The sequence below is a fragment of the Morganella morganii H1r genome (genome assembly GCF_000633515.1).
Taxonomy (GTDB): Bacteria; Pseudomonadota; Gammaproteobacteria; order Enterobacterales; family Enterobacteriaceae; genus Morganella; species Morganella morganii_B.
The window spans coordinates 177023-202779 of sequence record NZ_AYMP01000010.1 but is presented as its reverse complement, the minus strand read 5'-3'; the positions used below and the strand labels follow the sequence as shown (position 1 = coordinate 202779).

The 25757-nt window shown below is 49.5% G+C and carries 25 protein-coding genes; 6 read left to right on the top strand and 19 right to left on the bottom strand.

Annotation, left to right across the window (positions count from 1 at the left end; translation table 11 throughout):
* Window positions 1-175 precede the first annotated feature (175 nt).
* The 6 genes from U868_RS0106120 to U868_RS0106095 all read left to right on the top strand — a co-directional run bounded on the left by U868_RS0106120 (window position 176) and on the right by U868_RS0106095 (window position 6722).
* Complete coding sequence (locus U868_RS0106120; RefSeq protein ID WP_025152520.1) at window positions 176-1207, top strand: ABC transporter substrate-binding protein; 1032 nt, start codon at window positions 176-178, stop codon at window positions 1205-1207.
* On the top strand, window positions 1204-2217 hold the full coding sequence (locus U868_RS0106115; RefSeq protein ID WP_025152519.1) for a FecCD family ABC transporter permease: 1014 nt from the start codon (window positions 1204-1206) through the stop codon (window positions 2215-2217). Before U868_RS0106120 ends, U868_RS0106115 begins: the two co-directional genes overlap by 4 nt.
* Window positions 2214-2987: an ABC transporter ATP-binding protein gene (locus U868_RS0106110; RefSeq protein WP_025152518.1), complete on the top strand. Its 774-nt coding sequence runs from the start codon at window positions 2214-2216 to the stop codon at window positions 2985-2987. The genes U868_RS0106115 and U868_RS0106110 overlap by 4 nt, the downstream gene beginning before the upstream one ends.
* The gene (locus U868_RS0106105; protein ID WP_025152517.1) at window positions 2984-3823 is read left to right on the top strand and encodes a class I SAM-dependent methyltransferase; all 840 of its coding nucleotides are present in this window, start codon (window positions 2984-2986) and stop codon (window positions 3821-3823) included. The genes U868_RS0106110 and U868_RS0106105 overlap by 4 nt, the downstream gene beginning before the upstream one ends.
* A complete protein-coding gene (gene modD / locus U868_RS0106100; protein WP_025152516.1) occupies window positions 3820-4665 on the top strand; it encodes a ModD protein in 846 nt (281 codons plus the stop codon). The genes U868_RS0106105 and modD overlap by 4 nt, the downstream gene beginning before the upstream one ends.
* 128 nt (window positions 4666-4793) lie before the next feature.
* Entirely contained in the window at window positions 4794-6722 is a 1929-nt protein-coding gene (locus tag U868_RS0106095) for a TonB-dependent receptor plug domain-containing protein (protein ID WP_025152515.1), read from the top strand.
* A 54-nt stretch (window positions 6723-6776) separates the two neighbouring features.
* Here U868_RS0106095 and U868_RS0106090 read toward each other — a convergent pair whose 3' ends face one another.
* The 19 genes from U868_RS0106090 to sctN all read right to left on the bottom strand — a co-directional run bounded on the left by U868_RS0106090 (window position 6777) and on the right by sctN (window position 25757).
* Window positions 6777-8048, bottom strand: a complete 1272-nt coding sequence (locus tag U868_RS0106090; RefSeq protein WP_025152514.1) for an MFS transporter — start codon at window positions 8046-8048, stop codon at window positions 6777-6779.
* A 30-nt stretch (window positions 8049-8078) separates the two neighbouring features.
* On the bottom strand, window positions 8079-9236 hold the full coding sequence (locus U868_RS0106085; protein WP_025152513.1) for a trans-sulfuration enzyme family protein: 1158 nt from the start codon (window positions 9234-9236) through the stop codon (window positions 8079-8081).
* Between the two features lie 295 nt (window positions 9237-9531).
* A complete protein-coding gene (locus U868_RS0106080) occupies window positions 9532-10389 on the bottom strand; it encodes a MerR family transcriptional regulator (RefSeq protein WP_025152512.1) in 858 nt (285 codons plus the stop codon).
* A gap of 82 nt (window positions 10390-10471) precedes the next feature.
* Window positions 10472-11509: a mechanosensitive ion channel domain-containing protein gene (locus U868_RS0106075; RefSeq protein WP_029990769.1), complete on the bottom strand. Its 1038-nt coding sequence runs from the start codon at window positions 11507-11509 to the stop codon at window positions 10472-10474.
* 92 nt (window positions 11510-11601) lie between these two features.
* Complete coding sequence (locus U868_RS0106070; protein ID WP_025152510.1) at window positions 11602-12198, bottom strand: LemA family protein; 597 nt, start codon at window positions 12196-12198, stop codon at window positions 11602-11604.
* A 586-nt stretch (window positions 12199-12784) separates the two neighbouring features.
* Entirely contained in the window at window positions 12785-13588 is an 804-nt protein-coding gene (locus U868_RS0106065; RefSeq protein WP_025152509.1) for a MetQ/NlpA family ABC transporter substrate-binding protein, read from the bottom strand.
* A 49-nt stretch (window positions 13589-13637) separates the two neighbouring features.
* Window positions 13638-14912 (bottom strand): bifunctional O-acetylhomoserine aminocarboxypropyltransferase/cysteine synthase, encoded by a 1275-nt coding sequence (locus U868_RS0106060; protein WP_025152508.1) that lies wholly within the window; start codon window positions 14910-14912, stop codon window positions 13638-13640.
* Window positions 14913-15103: 191 nt separating this feature from the next.
* The gene (locus U868_RS0106055; RefSeq protein WP_025152507.1) at window positions 15104-15862 is read right to left on the bottom strand and encodes a hypothetical protein; all 759 of its coding nucleotides are present in this window, start codon (window positions 15860-15862) and stop codon (window positions 15104-15106) included.
* An 18-nt stretch (window positions 15863-15880) separates the two neighbouring features.
* A complete protein-coding gene (gene sctE / locus U868_RS0106050) occupies window positions 15881-17584 on the bottom strand; it encodes a type III secretion system translocon subunit SctE (protein WP_025152506.1) in 1704 nt (567 codons plus the stop codon).
* 12 nt (window positions 17585-17596) lie between these two features.
* The gene (locus U868_RS0106045; RefSeq protein WP_025152505.1) at window positions 17597-19090 is read right to left on the bottom strand and encodes a hypothetical protein; all 1494 of its coding nucleotides are present in this window, start codon (window positions 19088-19090) and stop codon (window positions 17597-17599) included.
* Window positions 19090-19554 carry a tetratricopeptide repeat protein gene (locus U868_RS23475; protein WP_025152504.1) on the bottom strand — a complete coding sequence of 155 codons (465 nt, stop codon included), beginning with the start codon at window positions 19552-19554 and terminating at the stop codon, window positions 19090-19092. The genes U868_RS0106045 and U868_RS23475 overlap by 1 nt, the downstream gene beginning before the upstream one ends.
* An 83-nt stretch (window positions 19555-19637) precedes the next feature.
* Complete coding sequence (locus U868_RS0106035; protein WP_025152503.1) at window positions 19638-20708, bottom strand: EscU/YscU/HrcU family type III secretion system export apparatus switch protein; 1071 nt, start codon at window positions 20706-20708, stop codon at window positions 19638-19640.
* The gene (locus U868_RS0106030; RefSeq protein WP_025152502.1) at window positions 20701-21462 is read right to left on the bottom strand and encodes an EscT/YscT/HrcT family type III secretion system export apparatus protein; all 762 of its coding nucleotides are present in this window, start codon (window positions 21460-21462) and stop codon (window positions 20701-20703) included. The genes U868_RS0106035 and U868_RS0106030 overlap by 8 nt, the downstream gene beginning before the upstream one ends.
* Window positions 21463-21468: 6 nt before the next feature.
* Window positions 21469-21735: a type III secretion system export apparatus subunit SctS gene (gene sctS, locus U868_RS0106025; protein WP_025152501.1), complete on the bottom strand. Its 267-nt coding sequence runs from the start codon at window positions 21733-21735 to the stop codon at window positions 21469-21471.
* Between the two features lies 1 nt (window position 21736).
* On the bottom strand, window positions 21737-22399 hold the full coding sequence (locus U868_RS0106020) for an EscR/YscR/HrcR family type III secretion system export apparatus protein (protein ID WP_115660419.1): 663 nt from the start codon (window positions 22397-22399) through the stop codon (window positions 21737-21739).
* A complete protein-coding gene (locus tag U868_RS0106015) occupies window positions 22396-23253 on the bottom strand; it encodes a FliM/FliN family flagellar motor switch protein (protein WP_025152499.1) in 858 nt (285 codons plus the stop codon). The genes U868_RS0106020 and U868_RS0106015 overlap by 4 nt, the downstream gene beginning before the upstream one ends.
* 14 nt (window positions 23254-23267) lie before the next feature.
* Window positions 23268-24074, bottom strand: coding sequence for a hypothetical protein (locus U868_RS0106010; protein ID WP_025152498.1), 807 nt, complete (start codon window positions 24072-24074; stop codon window positions 23268-23270).
* A gap of 29 nt (window positions 24075-24103) precedes the next feature.
* On the bottom strand, window positions 24104-24484 hold the full coding sequence (locus tag U868_RS0106005; RefSeq protein WP_240182670.1) for a hypothetical protein: 381 nt from the start codon (window positions 24482-24484) through the stop codon (window positions 24104-24106).
* Window positions 24465-25757, bottom strand: coding sequence for a type III secretion system ATPase SctN (gene sctN / locus U868_RS0106000; protein ID WP_029990761.1), 1293 nt, complete (start codon window positions 25755-25757; stop codon window positions 24465-24467). The genes U868_RS0106005 and sctN overlap by 20 nt, the downstream gene beginning before the upstream one ends.

The following is a 25757-nucleotide window of genomic DNA, read 5'->3' as shown; positions in this document are numbered from 1 at the left end:
CTGTGTGTCGTCATATCCGCCAAAAGAGGTCGTAGTTATACCGTATTCCGCCGGGAATTTTACCTTGTTTTGACTTACTTCCCTATTTACCGCTGATTTTATTGACTCACCTCATGCTCTGCGCTAACGTCCCGCTGTATAACAATACATATAACGATAATGACGACTGATCACGATGACACTTAACCGCCTCTGTTCCGGATTTCTTTTCTGCTGCGCACTGCTGTTCACTTTCCCGGCATTGTCAGCCGCTGCCGCGCCGGAAACCGCCTCTCAGGTCTTTATTTATGGTCAGCTTCCGCCGCCGGAAGCCATTCACCGCGTGGTCAGCAGCGGCCCGCCGACTGATCAGCTGCTGTTTGCGGTCGCCCCGGAAAAGCTGCCGGGCTTTGCTTCCCTGTCGGTAAAAAATAACCCGTATTTTGCCCCCCGCTGGCGTGCCCTGCCGGTCACCGGACGCCTCTCCGGACGCGGCAGTACCCTCTCTCCGGAAACCCTGCTGGCACTGGCACCGGATGTGATTGTTGACAGCGGACTGACCGATGACACTTACCGCTCTCAGGCCGCCCGTTTCAGCCGCCAGACCGGTATTCCTTATATTCTGTTGTCCGGTAATCTGACACAAACCCCGGATCTGCTGCGTCAGGCCGGTGCATTGCTGGGGGAAGCAGAACGCACGGAACAACAGGCACAGCTGGCAGAGAAATGGCTGCAGGATGCTGCCGCTTTTGCTGATCGCCAGACACACAAACGTCGTTTTTATCTGGCACGCGGCGCGAAAGGCCTGCAAACCGGTCTGCGCGGTTCGATTCACAGCGAAGCACCGGAATTGCTGGGGTTTGAGAATGTCGCGGCTGTCCCGGATATGCAGGGGCTGGCGGAAGTCTCTTTCGAACAGTTACTGCAGTGGAACCCGGATTTTATTATCGCCCAGGATGCCGTGACGTATGACGCGATTATGCAGGGTGAGGTCTGGCAGAGCCTGGAGGCGGTGAAAAATAAGCAGGTCTTTTACTATGCCGGGCTGCCGTCCGGCTGGCTCGACAGCCCGCCGGGACTGAACCGGTTATTAGGGCTGCGCCGCCTTCAGGCACAGTTTGAGCCGGAGAGTGCCGATCTGAAAGCAGATACCGGTTTGTTTTTCAGTCTGTTTTATCACTCACCGCTGCCGGAGGCACAGATTAACAGTCTGTTATCCGCCCGATGACCACTTCCGCCAAAACCCTGTTACTGCTGGTGCTGCTGGTACTGGTCACCGGTATTGCCCTGAATGTTGGTAAGTTCTCACTAACTCCGCAGCAACTGTGGGACGTGGTGACAGCGAAAATTACCGGCAACAGCGGTGCGGACGATCCGGCGCTGAGCCGCGATATGACGGTTTTCTGGCAAATCCGCCTGCCGCGCATTGCCGCCGCGCTGATCATCGGCGGCGGGCTGGCTATCGCCGGGGCAGCATATCAGGGTATGTTCCGTAACCCGCTGGTTTCACCGGATATTTTGGGCGTTTCCGCCGGCGCGGGGGTTGGTGCGATCCTCGGGATTTTTGCCGGTCAGTCAATGCTTACTATCCAGCTGTTCGCCTTTACCGGCGGGCTGTGTGTGGTTGCCCTCGTCTATTCTGTCGCCCGGCTGGCGCGTCAGCATGATCCGGTACTGTCACTGGTGCTGGTCGGGATCGCCGTCAGCGCCCTGTGCGGCTCTGCCATTTCCCTGATGAAAATACTGGCCGATCCCTATACCCAGCTGCCTGCCATGACCTTCTGGCTGCTCGGCGGTCTGTCCGCGATTTCACCGGATGATATTAAAACCACCGCCCCGCTGATTTTCGCCGGGATGGTGCCGTTGCTGCTGCTGCGCTGGCGCATGAACCTGCTCAGTCTGAGTGATGAGGAAGCCCGCGCACTCGGGCTGAATGTCACCGTGACGCGGCTGATTTTTATTGCCTCAGCCACCCTGATCACCGCCAGTGCGGTCTCCGTCGCGGGGATTATCGGCTGGCTCGGACTGATTGTCCCGCATATCACCCGTTTGTTAGTGGGTGCCAACTTCAGCCACCAGCTGCCGGTATCACTGCTGATCGGTGCCATCATGCTGCTGCTGACAGACACGCTGGCACGCACCATTGCCCCGATTGAACTGCCGCTCGGCATTCTGACCTCTGCGGTCGGCGCACCTTTCTTTATTTTTCTGCTGTTGCAGACCCGGAGGAACGGATGAGCGATGTCCTGACCACCTGCGGCCTGGCGGTCGGCTACGGAGAGAAGTTAATACTCACTGACATAAATCTGCAATTACATCAGGGAGAAATTATCTGTCTGCTCGGTGCCAACGGCTGCGGTAAAACCACACTGATGAAAACCCTGCTCGGCCTGCTGCCGCCGAAAGCCGGGGAAATCCGCATTGATAACACACCGCTGCGTGAATGGAGCGCCGCCGCACTCGCCCGCCGCGTTGCCTATGTGCCGCAGGCGCACAACATGCCGTTTTCTTTCCGGGTGGCGGATATGGTGGCTCTCGGACGCAGTGCCCACCTCTCCCTGTTTGCCGCCCCGGGACGCGCCGAACGGCAGATGGCAGAGCAGGAACTGGCCCACCTGGGGATCGCCCATCTGGCACAACGCGCCTATTCCTGCCTGAGCGGCGGGGAAAAACAGCTGGTACTGATTGCCCGCGCCCTGGTACAACAGCCGAGACTGCTGATTATGGATGAACCGGCGGCCAGCCTCGATTTCGGCAATCAGATAAAATTACTGAATAAAATAGAACAATTACGTGAGAGAGGGATCACCGTGCTGATGTCCACCCACCACCCGCAGCATGCGGCCGCCGTGGCGGACAGTATCGTAATGCTCAGCAAAGACGCCCCCGCCTGCCAGGATAAACCTGCTGCGCTGCTCACACCGGAAACCCTGGCGGCACTCTATCATGTGACACCAGAACATATTGCTGCCCACTTCGCGCAGCCAGCTTATAAGGGATGCTCATGACTATTGATGATATCGATTTCGCACAACTCTACCGCGACCATCTCGCACAGGCCGAACGCACCCGTAAAGATCCGGAACACTGGGATAAACGTGCGGAGAAAATGGCACAAAATTGTGCGAACCCCGCCGATCCGTACCTGATCCGCTTTAAAGAAATTGTTGATACCACCGGCGCGAAAACCCTGCTGGATGTCGGCTGCGGGCCGGGCTCTGTCGCGTTACAGCTGGCGGACAGCTTTGAGCAGGTCACCGGTATTGATTACAGCGAAGGAATGCTGAAAGTCGCCCGTCAGCGGGCAGAGACTCAGGGGTGCTCACACGTCACTTTCCGCCACTGCGCCTGGGAAGATGACTGGTCAGCCCTGCCGCCGTGCGATATCGCCGTGGCCTCCCGCTCCACGCTGGTGATGGATTTACAGGCCGCGCTGCTGAAACTGAACCGCCATGCGCGGCTGCGGGTTTACACCACCCACACTGTCAGCCCGACATTTGTCGATATCCGCGTGATCCGCGCCATCGGGCGCACGCCGGTCACGCTGCCGACTTATATTTACGCGGTGAATATCCTCAACCAGCTCGGTATTCATCCCGATGTGGAATTTATCCGCAGCCCGAACTGCCAGAGCCGCGACAATATGACCTTTGAGCAATTTGCCGAAGGGGTGGTCTGGTCTCTGGGACAACTTGATGACCATGAAATGACGCTGCTGCGCCGCTATTACGACCAGCAGGCGGCTGACGGCCTGCCGGTGGTACCCGCCACCCGCGACTGGGCCATGGTTTCCTGGAGTGTGGTACCGGAATCTGCCCTGCTGCTGCCGGGAGGCCGGAAGTGATCTACTACAGTGATGCCTTTCTGGACAGCCTCCTGCTGGAGGACATTCATTACGGCGATCTCACCACCCGCGCACTCGGCATCGGCGCACAGAGCGGGGAAATGCACTTTTCCCGCAAACAGGCCGGTTATGTCAGCGGGCTGACATTGGGTCAGAAATTACTGGAAAAACTCGGCTTACAGACACAATTACACGCGAACGACGGCGATCATACAGAAGCCGGTGCTCTGCTTCTGACCGCCACCGGTCGCGCGGAAGCGCTGCATCAGGGCTGGAAAATTGTCCAGAATGTGATTGAGTGGAGCAGCGGCGTGACACAGATGACCCGCTGCATGGTGGATACCCTTCGTCAGTATCAGCCGGACGCACAGCTGGCCTGCACCCGTAAAAATATCCCCGGCACCAAGCTGCCGGCAACCGCTGCCGTGCTGGCCGGAAAAGGCATCATCCACCGTCAGGGCTGTGCGGAAACTATCCTGCTGTTTGCCAATCACCGCCGTTTCCTGGCAGAGCCGGAAAACTGGTGTGCGGCGATTGCGGCACTGCGCCGTGAAGCGCCGGAAAAGACCATTATTGCCGAGGCGGATAATCCGGATGAGGCGTATCAGGCGCTGAAAGGCCGCCCGGATGTGCTGCAGCTGGATAAATTCAGTCCTGATGATATCCGCCGTCTCGTCAAAGATGCCGCAGTGCTCGCTCCGGGCTGCACACTGTCGGTTGCAGGCGGGCTGAATACGGAAACCATCGGGCAGTATGCGGATACCGGCGTGAAGTTGTTTGTCACGTCTGCGCCGTATTATGCGTCCCCTGCGGACATTAAAGTCCGGTTATATCCGCGCTGACGTAAAACCGCACAACCTTATAGTGAGTTAAGGGATAAACCGGTCAGGTCACTGAACCGGCCGTTTTATCCTTTTGTTTGGCAAGTCGTTATATAAATAAATACATATCGGTAACAGGAAAAATAACAATGAAACGAACTCTACTCTGCTCAGCTATTCTGCTGGCAACCGCGCCTGCGGTACAGGCAGAAAGCACAGATATTCTGACAGTCTGGGGCAGCCCGGTGGCCTCTAATCCGGATGTCATCACACAGCCGCAGATGCAGTCGCTGAACAAAACCAACGCGGCGACAGCGATCAGCACTATGCCGGGGGTGGTTCTCGAAAAATCCGGCAACCGCAATGAGCTGACGGTAAAAGTCCGTGGTTTTGACAGCCGCCAGGTGCCGGTATTCTTCGACGGCATCCCGACGTATGTCCCGTATGACGGCAACCTTGACCTCGGCCGTTTTATGACCAGCGAGCTGGAAAGCATTGAGGTGAGCAAAGGTTATACCTCACTGTTACAGGGCCCGAACCTGATGGGCGGTGCAATCAACCTCACCACCGCCACCCCGAAAAAACCATTTGAGGCCAATGTGGCATTCAGCCAGGGCTTCGCACGCGGCGCGGATAATGCCTATAACACCAGCGCCCGTGTCGGCGCACGCAACGATCTCGGGTTTATCCAGGTCAGCGGCAGCCAGTACAAACAGCGTTTCCTCGGCCTGCCGGGCTCCGATGATGACAATACCCTGGCGGGCAGCAACGGCCGCCGTGCGCACTCCTCATCCGATGATAAACGCGGCATGGTAAAAGTGGGCTGGACCCCGCGTGAAACCGACCAGTATGTCTTTACCTATCTGAAGCAGGACGGCAGCAAAGACAGCTCGCCGTCTGCGGTGCCGGGCAAAGGCAAATACAGCTGGTGGGAATGGCCGGATTACAACAAAGAGAGCTACTATTTCAACAGTACCACTCAGCTGACAGACGGCGTAAATCTCCAGGGGCGTCTGTTCCATGACAAGTTTGAAAACACCCTGCTGATGTATAAAAAAGACGGCAAAGGGTACGATTACAGCTATTACGATGATTTCAGCAACGGTGCCTCTCTCCAGTTAGGGATCGATATGCGCGAAAGCGATCTGCTGTCATTCTCCGCACACTGGAAAGATGACGTTCACCGCGCACAGAAACAGCGTAACGGGGATATTCTGCGTTACAAAGATCGCACTTATTCTGTCGCCACCGAATACCAGTGGGCGGCCACGTCTGATCTCGATTTTATCGGTGCCATCGGTTATGACTGGCGCGAAAGCCGCCAGGCGGATAAAGGCGCGGATGATAATGATCAGCACGCCTTTAACTGGGAAGTGATGTCAAAATACACCTTCGCCAACCAGGATAACGTGCGGTTCTCCGTGTCTGACCGCAGTCGCTTCCCGACACAGAAAGAGCGCTATACCACTGAAAAACCAAAAGACGGTTCGCTGGGTATCATTAACCCGAACCTGAAAGCCGAACGCGCACTGACCTTCGATTTAACCTATGAAGGGAATATCACTGATAAATGGGGCTACCAGGCCAGCATCTATCACAACCGCGTGGATGATGCGATCCTCGCACACACCGTGATTAAAAACGGTGACCGCTACTTCCAGAACCAGAACAGCGGCCGTGTGGATTACACCGGGCTGGATCTGGGCGTGAAAGGCGAAGTCAGTGACTGGCTGAAAACCGGGATCAACTACAGCTACATCCACAGTGATCCGAAAGATGTTGATCATGCGGAAGGACTGCCGAAGCATAAAATGTATGCCTGGGTAAAAGTCACACCGATCGAGCCGCTGACGATCACCCTGTCCGAAGAGTTCCGTGCCTGGAGCTATCAGTACAATGACAGTAATGAGAAAGTAGCCGGTTATGCGTTAACAGATCTGCGTTTTGATTACGACTTCGGTTACGGCATTTCCGCCAATGCCTCCGTCAATAACCTGTTTGATAAATCCTACGAGTACACCAACGGCTATATGGAAGAAGGCCGTAACTTCTGGCTGGGCGTGGAATACCGCTATTAATCAGCAGGATGCTTTTTGTGCAAAGCCCCCCGTTCCGGGGGGCTTTCTGTGTTTTCAGACTGACGGGGAGAGTGTCATTCCGCCGCCCGCCGCTTCCCGGCGGTTGATCTGACGCAGCAGGAAGGTTGCCACCACACCCAGCAGCGCACAGGCGACCGAGAGCATAAAGATATAGCTGTAGCCGGTTTCACCGTATTTATCCAGCCAGTAGCCGGCCACGGAATAATAGAACGCATCCGGGGAAAAGCCGATAAAAGAGGCAAAACCCACCACCGCACCGGTGGTTTTCATCGGGATTTTCGATTCCGCGACAGAGGCAAAATAGATACCGCGGAAGGCAAACAGTAACGCACTCAGCACTACCATATTCACCACCGCAAACCACATAAAGGCATTACCTTTCGGGATCACGAGGAACAGAGCACAGTTCACCGCCATAATAATAAAGCCGGCAAACATCACGCTGATAGATGATCCGACTTTATCCGTCACGATCCCCGCCACCGGAGAGGCCACCATTTTGATCACATAGGTGCGGATAATCGACAGCGCCGTCACCAGGGTAATCGGTACCACATACACCTGTGACAGATACGGGCTGAGATATGTCAGGCTGGAGAACACAACATAGGTGGAGAAAATAATCAGCCCGATCAGCCACGCTTTCGGCATCGTCACCACACTCATCAGCGAACGGAACGTGGTTTTTTCTTCCGGTTCGCCGCTGTCAGCGGTACTGCTGCGGTGCGCGATCAGGAAGAACAGCAGCACGCCGCAGATCACGGAAGCCCCGGAGTAAAGCCAGACCACATAACGGAAGCCGATGGCCGCCTCGGCGAATTTGCCGAAGAAATAGAGTCCGGTGAACGAAATCAGCGTGCCGGATACACCGGATAATCCTTCATAAAACCCGAAGATCCGCCCCTGCTCTTTTTCCGTTCCCTGCATCCGCACCACTTTGATCGATGCGGCGAAGAATGTCAGGATCGTTGTGACACCCCACAGAATGTGGATCAGCAGGATCGTGTTATACGATGGGAAGGTCGCAAACCAGAATCCCAGTGACCCGGAGGCGATCAGCGAGAAAGTGATCAGGTTGCGCAGTGAAAAACGATCCGCAAACCAGCCGCCGAAAAAGTAGGAAAACATACCGATCAAACCATACAGACTGAGCAGGTTACCGATCTCAATGTGTGTCAGTCCCAGCGCCTGCTGCATCGGATCATAAAACGAGGACTTCAGGTAAGGCAGGCTGTACATTGCGGTGGTACCGAATGCCAGCAGAAACAGAATCAGCATCCGTCTGACGCGGGATTGATTTGCCATGTGATTTGCCATAATTATTATCTCTTTTTATCAGCCGTGAACTGCATCCAGGGCCTGGCGGAAATCCGCAATAATGTCTTTTGCTGATTCAAGTCCGGCAGCAATACGGATCAGGTTTTCGCCGTTCATCTGAACCAGGGTGTGCTCTTCGCCCAGGCTGGTGGCAATGGTGGTCAGTTTCAGGGAGTTGACAAATTTGCGGCTCACCTGGTCGCGGGTCAGGCCGTGAATGTTCTCTTTCAGACGGAAAGAGACAATACCGCCGCCGAGGCCGTTCATCTGTGACTGACACAGTTCATAATGCGGATGGTTTTTCAGTGCCGGGTAGCGGACTTCTTCAATCTCACTCTGTGATGTCAGGAACTCCGCCAGTGCCAGACCGTTTTCACAGTGTTTTTTCATGCGCATATCGAGGGTTTTCATCCCGCGCATAATCATCCAGGCATTGTTTGGTGCCAGTGCCGCACCGGTAAAGCAGCATAATCCCGGCCATTTGATCAGCTCGATCAGCTCACGGGAGCCGATAACCGCACCGCCCAGCGTATCACCGTGGCCGTTCATAAACTTGGTCAGGCTGTGAACCACCAAATCCGCACCCAGCTCCAGCGGGCGTTGCAGGATCGGCGTACAGAAGGTGCTGTCAACAATCAGCAGGCTTTTGTTCTGATGGGCAATGTCCGCCACCGCGCGGATATCCACCAGCGCCAGAGACGGATTAAGCGGGCTTTCCACATACACGAGTTTTGTCGCCGGTTTCATGGCAGCGCGGATATTGTCACTGACCGTGGCATCAGTGAAGGTGATTTCCACGCCGAATTTTGCCAGCAGTTCTGTCATCAGCAGGCGGGTGTGGGAGAAGATCCCGTCCGCGCTGACAATATGATCGCCGGTTTTCACCAGTGACAGCAGGGTTGACGCAATCGCCCCCATGCCGGATGCGCTGACAATCGCGCTGTCCGCCCCTTCCAGCATCGCCAGTTTGCTTTCCAGCTCGGTCAGGTTCGGGTTGCATTCGCGGCTGTAGACATAGCCCCATGTCCGGCACAGTTCTTCGAAATGCTCCACAGAATGCGCCGCAAATGTGGCGGTCTGGTAGATAGGACTGGCCAGCGCGCCGGTGGCCGGATCCGGTGAATGACCCTGGTGGATCAGTTTGGTTTCCAAATCATAATCAGTATTTTTTTGCACGACAGACTCCTCATGAGATCAGCATTCTGATCCGCATGTCATCATTTATTATCATTAGTGAGTTCGGGTTGCTGATTCAGGATCAGCGGGGTAATCGTGTGGCGGTAACGACCTTTTTAACCATTGCTGTAATGTGGATAACTATAGACTCTCCAGTTACTATAGAGTCAATTGAGAGATAGTAGATATGCATCACAAAACGGGTAATTATACGGTGGATAAAAGCAAGACAGGCTGAGGAATATCAGCCTGTTTCTGTATTGAAAGCATGAATACCTGTAGCAGGGGGAGAGTTTTACACCAGGCAGCGGGTATCTATTTCACGCCGTTTCACTTTGATCTGGATTTCTGTCAGCAACTGGCGCTGGTCATTGGTGGAAAGCGGGTCAATCACCGGGATTTCATACATCATGTCATCCACCGGAATACGTTTATATTCCGCATAATCCGTCAGCGCTTTAAATGCTGCCGTATTTTCACTGTAAGGCCCCTGATACATCAGGCAGATAAATTCACCGTCGGGAATTTCTGTAATTTTATCCTGCACCTGCGGATTAAACAGGTCGCGCTCGACAATCACAAAACTGTTCAGATAATGCACCTGCTGTGTGGACAGAAATTCCTCGCGGGAGACCAGACCACTGACGCCGCCGTAGAAAATAGAAATGTTTTCCTCGAGGATATTGGCAATCTGCCGCCGCGAGAACTCCATGGTCTCCTCAAAGCTCAGACCGGGCTCATAATTCATCGATAAAATATGACGGCGCGGAATATAACGGCGGGTGATTTTGCCGATGCTCTCAGTATCAATCCCTTTTTCCAGCGTCTCTTTTTTGGTGGAGAGGACTTTTTTAATCAGCTCGAGCTCGCGGATTTTCTCATCCACCACGGAAATTTTCCGGGTCAGCAGGCTGAGGATCTGTGTGTCACTGTCTTCCAGGCGGTGTTTGATTTCTTTCAGCGGCATACCGAGGTATTTCAGATACTTAATAATATCCAGCTGAGAAAACTGATCGATGGTGTAATAGCGGTAGTTACTTTCCTGATCAACATACACCGGCCGGAACAGCCCCAGCTGGTCATAATAACGCAGTGTCTGAATGCTGATTTTATGGAGCTTTGCCATCTCACCGATGGAAAAATATTTCGCCATATTGTGCCGCCTCTGATGAACCTCTCAGGAATTAACCGGCGGCACAATAACGGAAATAAGGGTGATGGTGCAAGGTGTCAGATCACACTCCCGGCGGTTCGCGGGAGATACTGTTGCGTTCCATATAGAGTGTCCGGCTCGGGAAAGCAAAGTCCGCACCGTTGCGGTGCACAATCTCAATAATCTTCAGATACACCGCCTGCTGTGCTGCCAGCCATTCTGCCCAGACCGTGGTTTTGGTAAAGCAATACACCATGATATTGAGGGCAGAATCACCGAATTCATCAAAATAGACCAGCAGAGTCTGGTGCTGATCAATGCTGCTCTCGGCTTTCAGCATAGCCCGTATCTCACTGACAATCTGCGCAATTTTCTCCGCATCTTCATAGCGCAGCCCGATGGTGGTTTTGATCCGCCGGTTGGTCATGCGCCCCGGATTTTCTACACTGATGGAAGAGAACAGCGAGTTCGGAATATAGAGCGGGCGGTGATCAAAGGTAATGATTTTGGTGATACGCCAGCCGATTTCCACCACCGTCCCTTCTATCTGCCGGTCAGGCGAACTGACCCAGTCACCGATTTTAAACGGACGGTCAAAATAGAGCATAATGCCGGAAAAGAGGTTGCTGAGAATATCCTTCCCCGCCATACCGATGGCAATACCGCCGATACCGCCGAAGGTCAGCAGGCCGGAGAAGCTCATGCCGAAGTGTTCACCGTAGAACAGGAACACCACGATCACAATCAGGATTTTCAGTACACGGGAAACAATATGTGCCGAGGTGATATCGCTGCCGCGTTTGATTTGCGCGGCGGCCAGGCGGTTTATCATCAGGAACAGCTTGCGGATCAGCATCAGCACGATCAGTGTGGTGCAAATCATCCCGACCGTATCTGCGGTGATAAAGCGCCACTGAAAATGGTCAATCCCCTGCTCAACGAAATCGCCGAGGATAATCACCCCCAGCGCCCACATGATAAACTGGGAAACATGCACTAATGTGGCATGTTCGCCCTTTTCCCGTTTGCGGTTATAAATCATCAACCCGCCGGAACCGAGCAGACACAGCACCAGCACAATCAGGCTGAGCACATTATTGGAGAGAAATTCTTCGGTAATCACGATAACTCCTTAGTATTATCCTCTCCTTCTAACGGATTTTGCCCGGAAACTCAATTTATCCTGCCATCTGTTAATGATGTTCAGCCGGCTTATTTTTGAAATTGCACATCCGGAACGGTCGTAACTTCGGCTTCGTTTTCAACGCCGAAGTTAGGTTTGCCGATGTATCCCATGTAGTCAGCAATAATCACGGCCGGGAATTTCCGGATAGTGGTGTTGTATTCGCGGACACGTTCGATATAGCGGCCGCGCGCCACGGCGATCCGGTTTTCGCTGCCTTCCAGCTGTACCATTAAGTCGCTGTAGAGTGCGTTACTTTTCAGATCAGGATAACGTTCTGATACTGCCAGCAGGCGGGAGAGCGAGGAGCCGAGTTCAGTCTGCGCCTGCTGGAATTTGGCCAGCAGAGCCGGGTCATTCAGGTCAGTGACATTGATATTCATCTGTCCGACTTTTGCCCGTGCATTCACCACATCCTGTAAGACCTGACGTTCAAAGTCAGAGGAAGCCTGCACGGTTTTCACCAGGTTCGGGATCAGATCCGCGCGGCGTTTGTACTGGTTGAGCATTTCAGAGGCGGAGGCGGTCACCGCTTCGTCCTGTGTCTGGATGCTGTTGTAATTGGAGACCAGCAGTACGCCGACCAGCACCACCACACCCAGTAATCCGATAATCAGTTGTTTCATCGTATTTTCCTTATCTCAGTGGCGACTATTATTCAGGCAATCCGCCAGGGATTCAAGATAAAGCTAACTGATTGCTTTCCATGTGTTATTGGTGATTACGGTGTTACGCTGATAACCGGTAAAAGCAGAAAGCCGCTGTAAACACATCCGTGTTATACGCTAAATCATTTCGTTCAGAGCAAGGCGGCAAGTGAAGACATTTGGGGATTACGGTGCCTGCACCGGCAACGGGCAAAAACAGAAAGTCGCTGTAAACACTTCCGTGTGCGCTCAGGCTCGCCATCCATGGCTCGCATGCTTTCTGTTTTCTTTGCCCGTCACCTGTGCCCGCAGATATTAATACGCTAAATCATTCTGTTCAGAGCAAGGCGGCAAAGTGAGGACATCCGGGGAGCATACATAAGTATGTGACCCGGATGGACGAACGAAGCCAACGCCGCTATGGACGAAAGGATGATGCGTATACGTTAAATCATTTCGTTCAGAGCCAGGCGGCAAATGAAGGGGCACGGGGAGCATACATCAGTATGTGACCCGTGCCCCTGAGTGCGGCCAACGCCGCTATGGGCGGAAGGATGACACGTATTTACCAGGCCCGGACAGCATCGCCCTTATAAACCTCATCGGCCTTTTTCAGCACCTCATCACTCTGGAATGCCGCGACCAGTTTTTTCAGCTTCTCATTGTCTTTATCTGCTGCTCTGACCACAATCAGGTTCACATACGGGGAATCTGCCCCTTCCATAAACAATCCGTCACGGGCGGCGGATAATCCGACCTGAGATGAGAAGTTATTATTGATAATGGAGAGATACACATCCGGATCATCCAGTGTGCGGGTCAGTTGCGGGGTATCGATTTCCGCGAACTTCAGTTTCTTCGGATTTTCGATGATATCCAGGGTGGTCGGCAGATAACCGACGCCGTCTTTCAGTTTAATCAGTCCCTGAGCCTGTAACAGCAGCAGGCTGCGACCGAGTGTGGTGGCTTCGTTGGAAATAGCCACTGTTGCGCCGTCCGGCAGTCCGGCTGCGGATTTGATTTTTTTCGAGTATGCCGCTATCGGAAAGATAAAGGTTTTACCGATGACTTCAAACTGATAGCCGCGTTCTTTGCTTTGTGCCTCATAGTACGGCACGGTCTGGAACGCATTGGCATCCACATCATTGTTGCGCAGTGCTTCATTCGGCAGGACATAGTCATTGAAGGCGATAACATCAACATCCAGCCCCTGCTTCTCTTTGGCAACTTTTACCACTTCTTCCCAGATAGCCTGATCCGGCCCGGTGTTAATCGCCACTTTCAGTGGTTTTTCATCATCATTCTGCGAGCAGGACACCGCCAGTAATGTGGTGCAGGCGAGCAGTGCTGATACAATAATTTTTCTCATACTATCTCCGGAACATATTGTTATGGTTATATTTTATTGACTAATAATCTTATTTCGCACTGTCCAGTGCCGCACTGATATCCGCCAGGATGTCATCAATGTGCTCGATACCGACGGATAAGCGGATCATATCCTGTGATACCCCGGCACGGGCCAGTTCGGCTTCATTCAGCTGACGGTGAGTGGTGGTCGCCGGATGGCAGGCCAGGGATTTCGCATCACCGATATTGACCAGACGGACAATCAGTTTCAGGGCGTCGATAAACTTCGCTCCCGCTTCTGCCCCGCCTTTGATGCCGAAAGACATAATCGACGCCGGGGTACCCTGCACGTATTTCTTAGCCAGTGCATGTTCCGGACTATCCGCCAGACCCGCGTATTTCACCCAGGCGACCTGCGGGTGTTGTTGCAGGTATTGCGCAACACGCAGGGCATTTTCAGTATGACGCTCCATGCGCAGCGCCAGCGTTTCCAGTCCCTGTAAAATCAGGAAGCTGTTAAACGGCGATAGTGCCGCGCCGGTATTACGCAGCGGCGCCACACGGCAGCGGGCGATAAAGGCCGCCGCACCGAAGTGTTCGCTGTAATTCACTCCGTGATAGGAAGGATCAGGCGTGTTCAGTACCGCAAAGCGATCCGCATGTTGCTGCCACGGGAATTTGCCGGAGTCGATAACAATCCCGCCCAGTGATGAGCCGTGTCCGCCGATATATTTGGTCAGTGAATGCACCACGATATCCGCGCCAAACTCAATCGGGCGGCACAGCGCCGGAGAGGCAACGGTGTTATCCACAATCAGCGGAGTACCGTGGCGGTGGGCGATTTCCGCCAGTTTTTCAATATCCGCGATATGCCCCGCCGGGTTGGAAATAGTTTCGCAGAAAACGGCTTTGGTATTGTCATCAATCAGCGATTCCAGCTGTGCAAAGTCATCATGATCAGCAAAACGGACGTCGATACCGATGCGCGGAAAATTATGCGCAAACAAATTATACGTACCGCCATAGAGTTTGGAGACACTGATAATATTGTCACCGACCCCGGCCAGTGTCTGGATAGCATAGGTGATCGCCGCCATGCCCGATGCCACCGCCAGCCCGGCAATTCCGCCCTCCAGTGCTGCCACGCGCTGCTCCAGCACATCATTGGTCGGGTTCATGATACGTGAGTAGATATTCCCCGCGACTTTCAGATCAAACAGATCCGCGCCGTGCTGCGTGTCATCAAAAGCATAGGATGTGGTCTGATAGATAGGAACCGCAACAGATTTGGTGGTCGGATCCGGTGAATAACCGGCATGGACAGAGAGCGTTTCAAGTTTCATGTGTTCTTCCTTACCGCACAGGTGAATATTTTTATTTAGACGTCCGGACGTTTAGACATTCCTTTCTTATACCGGTATTCCCCGCAGAGATCAAAACGGAAGTGGTAAAACAAGATGAATTTTCTTCATGATGAGAGAGAACATGAAAAAGCCGCTGTCAGAAGCGGCTTTGGTTCATAAGAGGGGAAAAATCAGATTTTCATATTGTTGATCAGATTTTCTGCTGTTGCCTTGCGGTTATCAAACTCACGGAACAACATATCCAGCAATTTTTTCTGGAACGCTTTCTGATCATCCGATACTTTATTGTGTGCTGACATGGCGCTGAGCAATACCTCTTTATTTCCGCGGACAACCTCGCCATCCCCCTGTAACCGCGTTCCCATAGACTGAATCGGCTGGGAAAAGAGCTGCCCGACCGTTTGTGATAAACCGGATGTTGTCTGTCCGATAACCCCGCTGACTGTCGTCGCACCCGGATTAACAGGATCGATTCCTTTGATAGACATTTTTGCACCGATAACAGCCATAGTTACCGACACAACGGCACCAACAACGGCTGCTGCTACCTGATAGTCAGCTTCACTGTATTTCAGTTCTTTCAGTTGTTTTGCCTGTTCGACAACCTGTTTTTCCAGTGAGTTACGCCGTTCCTGTTGCTTCGCCGCATCCTGCATCAGAACATTACATAATGTGATGATGGCACTCATGTGTTTATTATCATACTCCGATAATAACGAAGGGATTATATTCTGTAATACCGGCCTGAAATCGCCGGGAACGGCTCTTACGGCAGCCATATTCTGATCAGGGTAACTATTTCCGCTGACTGACCTCACCATTTCAGGCGTAATCGTTTTCTCCGCTGATACCGCCGTTCCTTTTACGCTGACATATTCTCCGGGGATATATTCCGGCGTTGATGCATTACCCGTTATTAAGACAGACATAATAATTTCCTTTTTAAATTAAACAGCCAATGGGCCTTGCTGTAATATTGATTTCATCCGTTGAAAAGATTCTTTACCGCTTTTACTTATTCTTTCATTTAAAGCAATCAGTTCCTGCTGTGATTCAGAGAAGGTTTCCATAATCTGATTCATGATTTCGGTTATTCTGTCCAGTAATTCAAGATCAAAATCCAGATCGGCACGCTGACGGGTAATATCCGCTTTCAGATCTGCCAAAGTAACAGAGCTGACACTATTCACAATGGTTGATGCCAGCATAACTCTTATCAGCATTATTTTTATTTCAACCCAGGCCTGCCTTGCTGCATCTTTAGTTGCCTTTGATACCATTTGCCCGCCGATTTTTCCGGCAATCGGGCCGGCAACAGATGCCACCACCACTAATAAAGCCATGACCACCACAACAGCCAACACCATTGCCACTATTTCCATGGTTTTTTCCAGTTTTTTCAGTTCCTCAGGTGATTTCCCCATCGCTTTGGCAAAAGCCATAACAAACTTTTTAATGGATTTCTGAATAACCTCTACCAGCTTTGTCACCGGCGCCATAATTGTTGCCATAATGTCCGGACCACCGGCGGTTCTGACCATTTCACTGAGAATACTGATTGCAGCCACAACGATTGCAAATTTCATAGCCAGTGCTCCGCCGGTTGCCACCGTCGCTAATGCCATAAGCGTGGTTAATATTGCACCCAGCCATTTAAAGAGGCTCTGAAGACGTTCTGCTTTTTTTATTTTCTTTTCAATTTCCTCAATGTCTTTATCCATTTTCAGTTGTGACATCTTTTGCTGTAATTGCATCAATTCCCTGTCATTTTCCAGTTTTCGTTGTGCAATACTGTCACGCAGATCAGCCAATTTTCCCATCAGAACAGACAACGTATTGTTATAATCTGTTGTTGACTGACGTTGTGTAAACATCAGGTTCTGCACTGCATCCAGGCTCTCCCTGACTGAATCCTGAAGTTCAGCATCTTTATGCAGCATGTTTAATTCAGATTTCAGTGCTGATAAATTTTCAGTCAGTTTTTTTCCTTCATTATCTTTCATTACCGGTAATGCATTTAACAGCCCACAGAAAATGAGCAGTAATTGTGTTTTTTCTGCACAGAATTCAGCATTATCCATGTTTATAAGAAGATTATCCGCATTGAGTTTTGTTCTGATAAATAACACTAATTCTGATTTTGAACTGAATTTTATATTTTTTTCATTAAATAGTTTTTCTGCTGCATCATTATCTTCAGAAGAAGATAAATGATTAAAATAGTAATCTGCCAGACTATCGATATAGTGATTCAGTGACTGAGGAAATTCATTGATTATACCGACAAGATTATACTCTTTCTCTGATGACCACATACCATCCAGTATTTTTTTGCTGAAGTGTTCACGGGTATCAATACTGACATTTTTTTCACCTGAAAGAACATCGGATAAAAAAGCCAGAGATTCCGATACTGTTTTATTTTTTTTAACGTCATGTTCTACTTTCGCCTGATATGCTCTGTGCAGCACCGGATTTATTTTTTTATGTGTTGGCCTGATATGCCGATCACCCAATTCACGAATTAAAGTGTCTGAGTGACGCTTTTCCTGATATTTAGTCACAACCGGCTTATCTGCTGATGGTTTAACCATATCAGAATCAACATCGGATACGCCGGAATGATTTGATTTTATCGCTGTAACATCCATGTTATTTCCCCCTTAAAAACGCAAAAAGCCCTTTAGTTCCTGAGCTAATTCATTAATCATCGTCGTGATCGTTCTGAGCATATTATCGTAATTACTATTAATGGTATTATAACGTTGAGAATACTCATCCAGCGTCATTTGCAACTCTTTTTTAATACCATCTATAATGGTATTGTAAGAATTAAGCTTGTTGTTAATGACAACCCGGATAGCATCAACATGGTCTTTATTTTTTGCCATGTAGCTGTTATTCATTGCCTTTGTATATGTCAGGGTTATCTCGCTCTCTTCATCTTTATTATTTTTATTAATGTCATAACAGTTAATACCGTCAAAGTTTTCAAGTAGAGACATTGATTTTTCAGAAAATTTATTTATCTTAGAAACATGATCATCATCAAAACTTATCTCAAGCCAACGCATTAATGCCCCGGGATGCACAATAACATCTGCCGTTACTGTTATTTTTTCCGGTTTACCTGTCTGTTTATTTTCATCAGCTTTAATTTTTTTTATTATCTGTGTTCCTATTGCCGCTCTTTTATAGGATGACAGAAAAAACGTCATTTTATTATAGGCATCATCATAACTGACACCCGCATCAATCAATGTATCATCTATATAGATACTGCAATCATTTTTATCTTTACCTATAATTATTTCAAACTTACCTTTATACAATGAACAACTTTTTCCCTTATTATTTTCAATATTACCGGTAACCGGAAAATAACCAGAAAGTATATCCTGGAGATCCTGATAGAAACGGTGCTGTTTTATCCTGACTTTTTTTCCGTCATCCTCAGTTCCATCCATAAATTCACCATATGAACTTAGTTTTTTTGCTAATTCTTCATAGAATTTAGTGTATTTCTGCATGACGTCGCGGTAATACTTAACATTAATATTATAGCTGTACTTAGAGGCAACATTCATTCTTTCTGAAAAATAACCAAATGAAATCATATCCCGCTTCATAATGTATTCGTCAATATCCCCGCTGACGTCCTGCATTGTATTCAGCAGTATCTTACCTTCGGATGTCTCAGCATTTATTCCGCGGTGTTCAGCAGTGATTTTCTGAAAACACTTTATTTCATCCAATGCCTGATTTTCAGTTGTTTTTTTATCATTCAAAACAGAGAATATTTTTTCCAGATCAGCATAAAGGGGAAAAAAATGCCCGCTCTCCGTATTCATATACAGCTGACATGTATTTCCGTTATTTTCTCCATTGAGAATTCCGGTGATACTCTCTGACATCAGGATAAAATCACGGTGTTTTTCCGGTTCATTTCTTATTTTCCGTATAACAATATTACTGTTTATTATTCTGTTAAACCAATCAACATGAAGTTGTTTTTTTCTGCCGCTGATTTCACCATGGCGGGATAATACTTCATGTATTTTTTTGAGTGACTGATAGTCGTCAGATAATGCATTATTTTGTTCACTATCCGACGACGTACCACTCCTGATACCTGCATTTATAATACTAATAGTCATTATTTACCTTCTGAATTATCCATATAGCCGGATATAAACTTTCTTTCACTTTCAGTACAGTTCATGGAAAGACAACATTGAAAATGTTCAAACGCGGTTTTATGATCTCCGGAGAAAAGATAGCATTGCCCGAGATAAAAATAGACCGATGCATTATTTTTATCCAGGCTGACCGCCAGTGAATAGAGATTGATAGCTTTCTGATATTGCTTCTGAACCTGCTTTACGGCTGCCAGACCGAGTAAATAATTAATATTATTAAAATCATATAAACATAATGACCGGAAAATTTTTTCGGCCTGATCTATTAAACCTTTGCTGTAATAATCACAGGCTAATGAATATACACCACTAAAATCACGGGGTTCCTCTGGTGAAAACATCTTTAATACTGTCCCGTTTTCCAGATGAGAAAAAATTTGCTCTACTAACGATTTTATATCTGAATTAATATTGTCATCCATAACAACACTCCTTAATAATATCCGATTATCAAGTCAGGCAATACTATCTTATTGTCCTGATAATCACTTTCATAAAATGCGCCTCAGTCACCCTGCTGATGCATTTGGTGCAGATCAGTATCAGCGAGTGCGGCCTGCTCTGCGTCATTCAGCCACAGTAAGAGATCGAGAAACTTATCCAGATCATCATCAATAATGGTGTCAAAGACATGGTATTTCCGGAATAACGTCCGCGCCAGGCGGATATCCCGGGCAACCGGCACCTTGTGTTTTTCGGCGTAACAGCGAACCGCCAGTGCATATGCCCCTTTCTCTTTCACGGTAATCAGCGGCATCACGCCATTTTCCGGATCGAGGTAGATAGCGACAGCAATATGGGTCGGATTAACCACCACGACATCCGAGTTTTTTATCAGTGCTTTGGTTTCCGCATTCAGCAATTCCCGGTGCTGCTGCTTACGGGCAGATTTTATCTCCTGATTACCTTCACTGTTTTTATGCTCCTGTTTAACTTCATGCTTTTCCATCTTCATGTCATTAAAAAAGAAAAAATATTCAATGATGTAATCAATCACCAGCAATGGCACAAGAAGCAGAATAAAAATAAAGATATAGCGGCCGGTGAAATACAAAAAACCGTTACCGGCTTCAGAAAAAGGCGCCCGGATTAGCTGATAAATATCACCGGTATACAGTGATATAAACACATAGCCTGCCGCTAAATACACAATCAGTGAGATCAGTGCTTTGACCAGGTTTTTCAGCGATTTTTTGGTGAAAATCCGTTTAAACCCGGCAATCGGATCAATTTTCTTTAAATCAAATTTAATCGCTTCGGTGGCAACGGCAAAGCGGGTCTGCATCAGAGAGACAAAGCTGACACTCACTCCGCATAATATAATCAGCGGTAACACCATCTGAAAAAGAATATCCGATAACATCTGTATGTATACAGAAAGAGACAGATGATTCACGTTGCGTAATACCGTCTGATAAAAACGGGAGAATGCGGCCCAGTCGGCGACATAAAGCAGATACGCGATACCGGCCGCATAGCCGGTTGTGGAAAGTAATTCTTTATACTTGAACGCATTCCCTTTTTTGGATTCGTCCTTCAGTTTTTTACTGGTGGGTTTTTCCGTTTTTTCAGCCATCGTTTCCCCTCAGAAATTGCGTCACAGGGGACGTATCAAACAGCAGCGTGACATCCGTTACCGTTGTGCTGCAAAACAGCAGCAGTGCCAGCAGAAAGGCGATAATACTTTTTATTGAAAGTGACAAAGAAAACGGATTGAGCTGGGAGTTATATAACGCCAGAATGCCCAGACTGACTTCAGAAACAAATAAGATAATCAGTACCGGCATACAAAACAGCAAAGAGAGCGACAGGCTGTTTACCAGCCAGTCAAACAGCGGCGCATAATGGATCCCCGTCAGTAATGTACCGGGTGGTAACAACCGGAAACTGTGCTGAACAGACGTCATCAGTAATACCAGGCCGTCATTGAGCAGAAAAAAAGAGACCGAAAACAGGTTCATAAAAGTGAAAAATGGTGATGCGTCCGTGCCGGTTGTCGGGTCAGCGGTATCACTGATATTCGCACCACGCTGGTTATCAATATATTCACCGAAGGCGGCAAAAATAAAAAACGGTGTACTGTAAACCAGCCCCATCACCGTGCCGGTAATAATTTCACTCAGTATGCTGACCACCGAAAATTCGGCCGCCGGGCCGTTCCCATTTCCGCTGAGGCAAAGTGCCGTGAGAAAAACGATAATGCCCCGCGTAGTGCGGCTGAGGATAAATTTATCATTCAGAAACGGCAGAAAAGCGAACGCCGTAAATAACCGCACACTGCTGAGCAGCGCGCCCTGAAACAGATCATGAGCCCAGGAGAATAACGGCACCGGGGATTAACCTGCCGCCGTTGCGCTGAGCGCCAGTGAGAACATTTCGCGGGCATAACTGAGCATTGAATCCCCCAGCCAGGTCAGCTGCATTAAGATACAGACAAACACAGCAATCAGCTTCAGCCCGAAAGGCAATGTCTGCTCCTGGATCTGTGTGACTGTCTGCAGAAGACCGACAGTCAGCCCGACCACGGTGGCCACACTCACCGGCAGCAGCGATAACATAATCACCAGATAAATCCCTTTATCTGCCGCATAAATAACATCCATATTATATATCCATAAGGTCGAGGTACTGAGACACCAGACTGGTGGATAACAGCGACCAGCCATCCAGGGCAATAAATAAGATCAGCTTGATCGGCACCGAAAGCGTCACCGGGCTCATCATCATCATGCCCAGCGCCAGCAGAACACTGGACACCACGAGATCGATCACGATAAACGGCAGATAGAGGTAGAAGCTGATCAAAAAAGCGGATTTAATTTCCCCCAGCGCATAGGCCGCCAGCAAAGGGAAAAATGCGATATCACGGGCATCAGTCAGTTCCGGGTCGGTATCCTCATCAACGCCGGTTTGCGCAAAAAAATACAGCAGAGGTTTATCCGCATAACGGAACAGATAATCCCGGTAATCCTGCAACCCTTCATCCGCAAAACGCGATACTGATTCCTGCCGGGATAATTCCACCGGATTTTCAGCAACATATGCATAGGTTTTACTGATCAGAGGGAACATCACCACCATCGCCAGAATAAACGCAACCGCGTTGAGTACCATATTTGACGGCACCTGCTGAACCCCCAGGGCATTGCGCACCATCACAAAGACAATGGAAAATTTGAGGTAACAGGTTCCGGCCGCCAGGATAAAGGGCAGAACGGATGCTGCGGCCAGCATCAGCATCATTGAAACAGCACTGTCAGTCATCATCCGCCCTTATGAAAAATATGATGAATTTCCACAGCGTATTGTTCCCCGATACGCACCAGTTCTCCCTGCGCAAAACGCTGACCGCTGATTTCCAGTGTGATCAGGTGATTATCCGCCGCTGGCAGCGGCAGTTTATCTCCCGGTTGTAATGCCATCAGTTCCGATAACGGAAATACCCTGCGGTACCGCAGAAAATCCACCTGAACCGGCACTCTCCGGCCATCAAAAACGGTGGCTTCCGGCGGGGTTACCGGCGCTTCCGGAACAATCCCGCATTCAGTGATAACCGTTTCGTCCTGCTCCTGTTTCAGTGTCATCTGAAAATAGCCTCCTGCTCTCAGAAATTGCTGGTTTTGTGTAATGAAAAGGATATCGCCTTCATTGATTTGCTGAATCACACCGGTAAATGCCGGGGTTGAACCGATATAAATACCTGCATTCACCGGAACAGAAAAATCCGCTGTCAGCGGCATGCCGGTAATATCAAACCGGCCTTTTGCCCCGATCAGACAGAAATCAATGCCGTCCCCGCTGAATGCAAGCCTGCGTGTAATATTCGACGCAGGAATGACGGTACTGAGTTCAGGGAAATAACATTCCGGTGAGAAAAAAGGCAGTCTGATCGCTTTTTTATGTTCATTAATCAGTTCAGACAAATAATGTTCCGGAATAATTTCCCACGGAATGGTATTTTCCCCGATCAGATAATGAAGAAATGATTTAACATCAATTAAAACATCCAATGTATTCTGTGTATTAATCAGATGACAATGAATGACACGCGCATTAATCTCTTTTTTTTCCGGAAGGTAACAACTCAGATAATCCATTGCCTGGCATGCATCATAATACATTTATTTTTTTCCGTTTATACTATATCAACACCATCAATTTCATTTATCGCGTTTATCGTTTTCAGTCGACGGTTAAGCGGTTCTGACGCAATTTCCAGTTTAAACCGCCCCGGTTTTTCCCGGTAAATAAGTCCCGGTTCAGGCGACTGATATTTCTGTCTGAAATGATAAGAACAATAATAATCAGGTCTGCCGCTTTCAGAGACAGCCTGATTTTTTCCGGTATAGCAGACAACCTGAGCGGTTTTTTCCTGCGCTCCCTTCTCCTGCTCATAATACCGTAACGTGAGACTCTTTTTCTCCGGTGTGGCCCAGGAGGGCCGTAAAACCGGAAATTCCGGCAATATCGGCGTCATATCGGCTGTTGGCATGTTTTCTGTCTCCGGGGGGTATTCTGCCTCCGGGAGGGGTTCCACCGTTATCCTGTCTGCTGCCATGCTTTCAGAAGTCATATTCTCAGGATGCGCATCAGGGCGTTCATCTGCCGGATTTTCACATAAAATATATCCGGGAATAGTATTCTGCCGGGTTGTATTTTTTATCGTTTCCGTTGATGACATCAAAGTCAGAATAACATCATGCCTGTCACGACAATGATAATCACGGCTTTTTATCTTCGGAAGAAGATATAATATATTGCCATCATAATATTTATCATTATAATATTGAATGGATGGGCTGATTACCGTAATATCATTATCGCACCACCTTTTCTCTTTTCTTTTTATCATCACTGACAATAAATCGTTCACCTGTTTATTAACCATCTCCCCACAAAAACCGGATTCAGACTCACTGTAATAACATTCAATATTCACCATGGCTTCCCGCTTATATTTATAATATTAATTTATTGCTCACTGTATTGTTCAAACTTAATAATTTTCTTCTTCAGATTGTTTATCGTTTTATTACTCTCATCGATATCATCTGAGATTTGTGCCAGCAAAAGGGATGATTCATCGACCCGGATACGGATATCCGGGATTTGTTTACGGTATATTGCCTGTTTACGCCGGCGTTCATTCAACGCGATATAAGATAATAATCCGCTGCACTCAAATTCATGAATTTGCTGCTCTAATCCTTTGATTAACAACAGCAGTTTTTCTTTATTTTCCTGCTCCTGCCGGTAGCGCTGATGCAGTTGTGCCAGTGCTGCCTGTACACAACGCTCTTTCAGGCTGAAGTGCGCGATCAGTTGCTGTAATTCATTGCGTGAGCTGTTCAAGTAACCTGCCTGTCTCATCCGGTGCAACAGATTCCGCCGGTGACTGACATAAAAAATGGCGCATCGGCAGCGTCAGCTCAACCGCTTTATCACTCTCCGCATTCAGCCCGGGTTTATATTCCCCGAGCTCCACCAGCAGTTTCAGTTCATTCTGTTTCGCCAGCCGTGTCCGGAAACGCCCGGCGGCTGCCAGATGCTGCGGTGAAACAATCTGTGACATCACACGGCTGATACTGGCCGGGATATCGATCGCCGGATAGTGATTCTGCATCGCCAGCCGCCGGGAGAGATAAATATGCCCGTCGAGAATGGAACGGACTTCATCACCGAAGCCGTCCGGCTCATTTTCACTGTCAAGCAGCACCGTATAAAAAGCCGTAATCACCCCGCTTTTTGTGGCTCCGGGGCGCTCCAGCAGTGCCGGTAACTGCTCAAATACCGATGCCGGATACCCCAGCCGGACAGGAACTTCCCCGGCACTGAGCGCCACATCCCTCAGCGCCCGCCCGTAGCGGGTCAGAGAGTCAACAAACAGCACCACCTCTTTCCTTTCATCACGGTAATATTCCGCCAGTGACGTTGCCACCAGTGCCGCATTACAGCGATCAACCGCCGGTTTATCAGAGGTGGAGCAGACCAGGATACACTTAGCGGCCTGCGGGCTGTTGCGCAGTTCATCAATCAGTTCCGTCACTTCCCGGCCGCGCTCACCAATCAGCGCTATCACAAAAATATCCGCCTGCGCATGCGCAATCAGCATATTCATCAGCACCGTTTTACCACAGCCCGCTCCGGCAAAAATACCCAGCCGCTGACCTTTTCCGCAGGTCAGCAGGGCATCAATGGCTTTCACACCGGTCGGCAGAATTTCCGTGATACGCTGCCGGGAGAGTACATCCGGCGCCTCTCCGCAGACAGGGCGGGTGATCGCCCGGTTATCCGGCTCTGTTATCTCACTCAGACGGGCCAGCGTATTACCGGACGGATCAATCACCGAGCCCGGGATCTGCGGTGTGAATGTCAGCGTCACCGCACGACCGGTCGGCGCAATAACCGTTGACAGCGTCAGTCCCGCAGCCTGTCCGATAAGGCTCAGCAGGGTATTGTGTTCATTAAACCCCACCACCTGAGCCCGGCCGAGCAGGACGCAACAGGTAACATCCTGCCATAACAGGCAAATTTCCCCGATAAAAACATCCGGCAGCGGTGCTTCCAGGTAATACCCGCGGATATGCACCGGAAATGCCCGCTGACTGAGCAGTGCATCCAGCAT

Coding starts and splice junctions, on each gene's coding strand:
- U868_RS0106010 (WP_025152498.1), bottom strand. CDS start 24,074: ATGGTGAATATTGAATGTTATTACAGTGAGTCTGAATCCGGTTTTTGT.
- U868_RS0106120 (WP_025152520.1), top strand. CDS start 176: ATGACACTTAACCGCCTCTGTTCCGGATTTCTTTTCTGCTGCGCACTG.
- U868_RS0106090 (WP_025152514.1), bottom strand. CDS start 8,048: ATGGCAAATCAATCCCGCGTCAGACGGATGCTGATTCTGTTTCTGCTG.
- U868_RS0106095 (WP_025152515.1), top strand. CDS start 4,794: ATGAAACGAACTCTACTCTGCTCAGCTATTCTGCTGGCAACCGCGCCT.
- U868_RS0106070 (WP_025152510.1), bottom strand. CDS start 12,198: ATGAAACAACTGATTATCGGATTACTGGGTGTGGTGGTGCTGGTCGGC.
- sctS (WP_025152501.1), bottom strand. CDS start 21,735: ATGGATGTTATTTATGCGGCAGATAAAGGGATTTATCTGGTGATTATG.
- U868_RS0106035 (WP_025152503.1), bottom strand. CDS start 20,708: ATGGCTGAAAAAACGGAAAAACCCACCAGTAAAAAACTGAAGGACGAA.
- sctE (WP_025152506.1), bottom strand. CDS start 17,584: ATGGATGTTACAGCGATAAAATCAAATCATTCCGGCGTATCCGATGTT.
- U868_RS0106060 (WP_025152508.1), bottom strand. CDS start 14,912: ATGAAACTTGAAACGCTCTCTGTCCATGCCGGTTATTCACCGGATCCG.
- sctN (WP_029990761.1), bottom strand. CDS start 25,757: ATGCTGGATGCACTGCTCAGTCAGCGGGCATTTCCGGTGCATATCCGC.
- U868_RS0106015 (WP_025152499.1), bottom strand. CDS start 23,253: ATGTATTATGATGCATGCCAGGCAATGGATTATCTGAGTTGTTACCTT.
- U868_RS0106110 (WP_025152518.1), top strand. CDS start 2,214: ATGAGCGATGTCCTGACCACCTGCGGCCTGGCGGTCGGCTACGGAGAG.
- U868_RS0106045 (WP_025152505.1), bottom strand. CDS start 19,090: ATGACTATTAGTATTATAAATGCAGGTATCAGGAGTGGTACGTCGTCG.
- U868_RS0106055 (WP_025152507.1), bottom strand. CDS start 15,862: ATGTCTGTCTTAATAACGGGTAATGCATCAACGCCGGAATATATCCCC.
- U868_RS0106115 (WP_025152519.1), top strand. CDS start 1,204: ATGACCACTTCCGCCAAAACCCTGTTACTGCTGGTGCTGCTGGTACTG.
- U868_RS0106020 (WP_115660419.1), bottom strand. CDS start 22,399: ATGATGACTGACAGTGCTGTTTCAATGATGCTGATGCTGGCCGCAGCA.
- U868_RS23475 (WP_025152504.1), bottom strand. CDS start 19,554: ATGGATGACAATATTAATTCAGATATAAAATCGTTAGTAGAGCAAATT.
- U868_RS0106105 (WP_025152517.1), top strand. CDS start 2,984: ATGACTATTGATGATATCGATTTCGCACAACTCTACCGCGACCATCTC.
- U868_RS0106065 (WP_025152509.1), bottom strand. CDS start 13,588: ATGAGAAAAATTATTGTATCAGCACTGCTCGCCTGCACCACATTACTG.
- U868_RS0106080 (WP_025152512.1), bottom strand. CDS start 10,389: ATGGCGAAATATTTTTCCATCGGTGAGATGGCAAAGCTCCATAAAATC.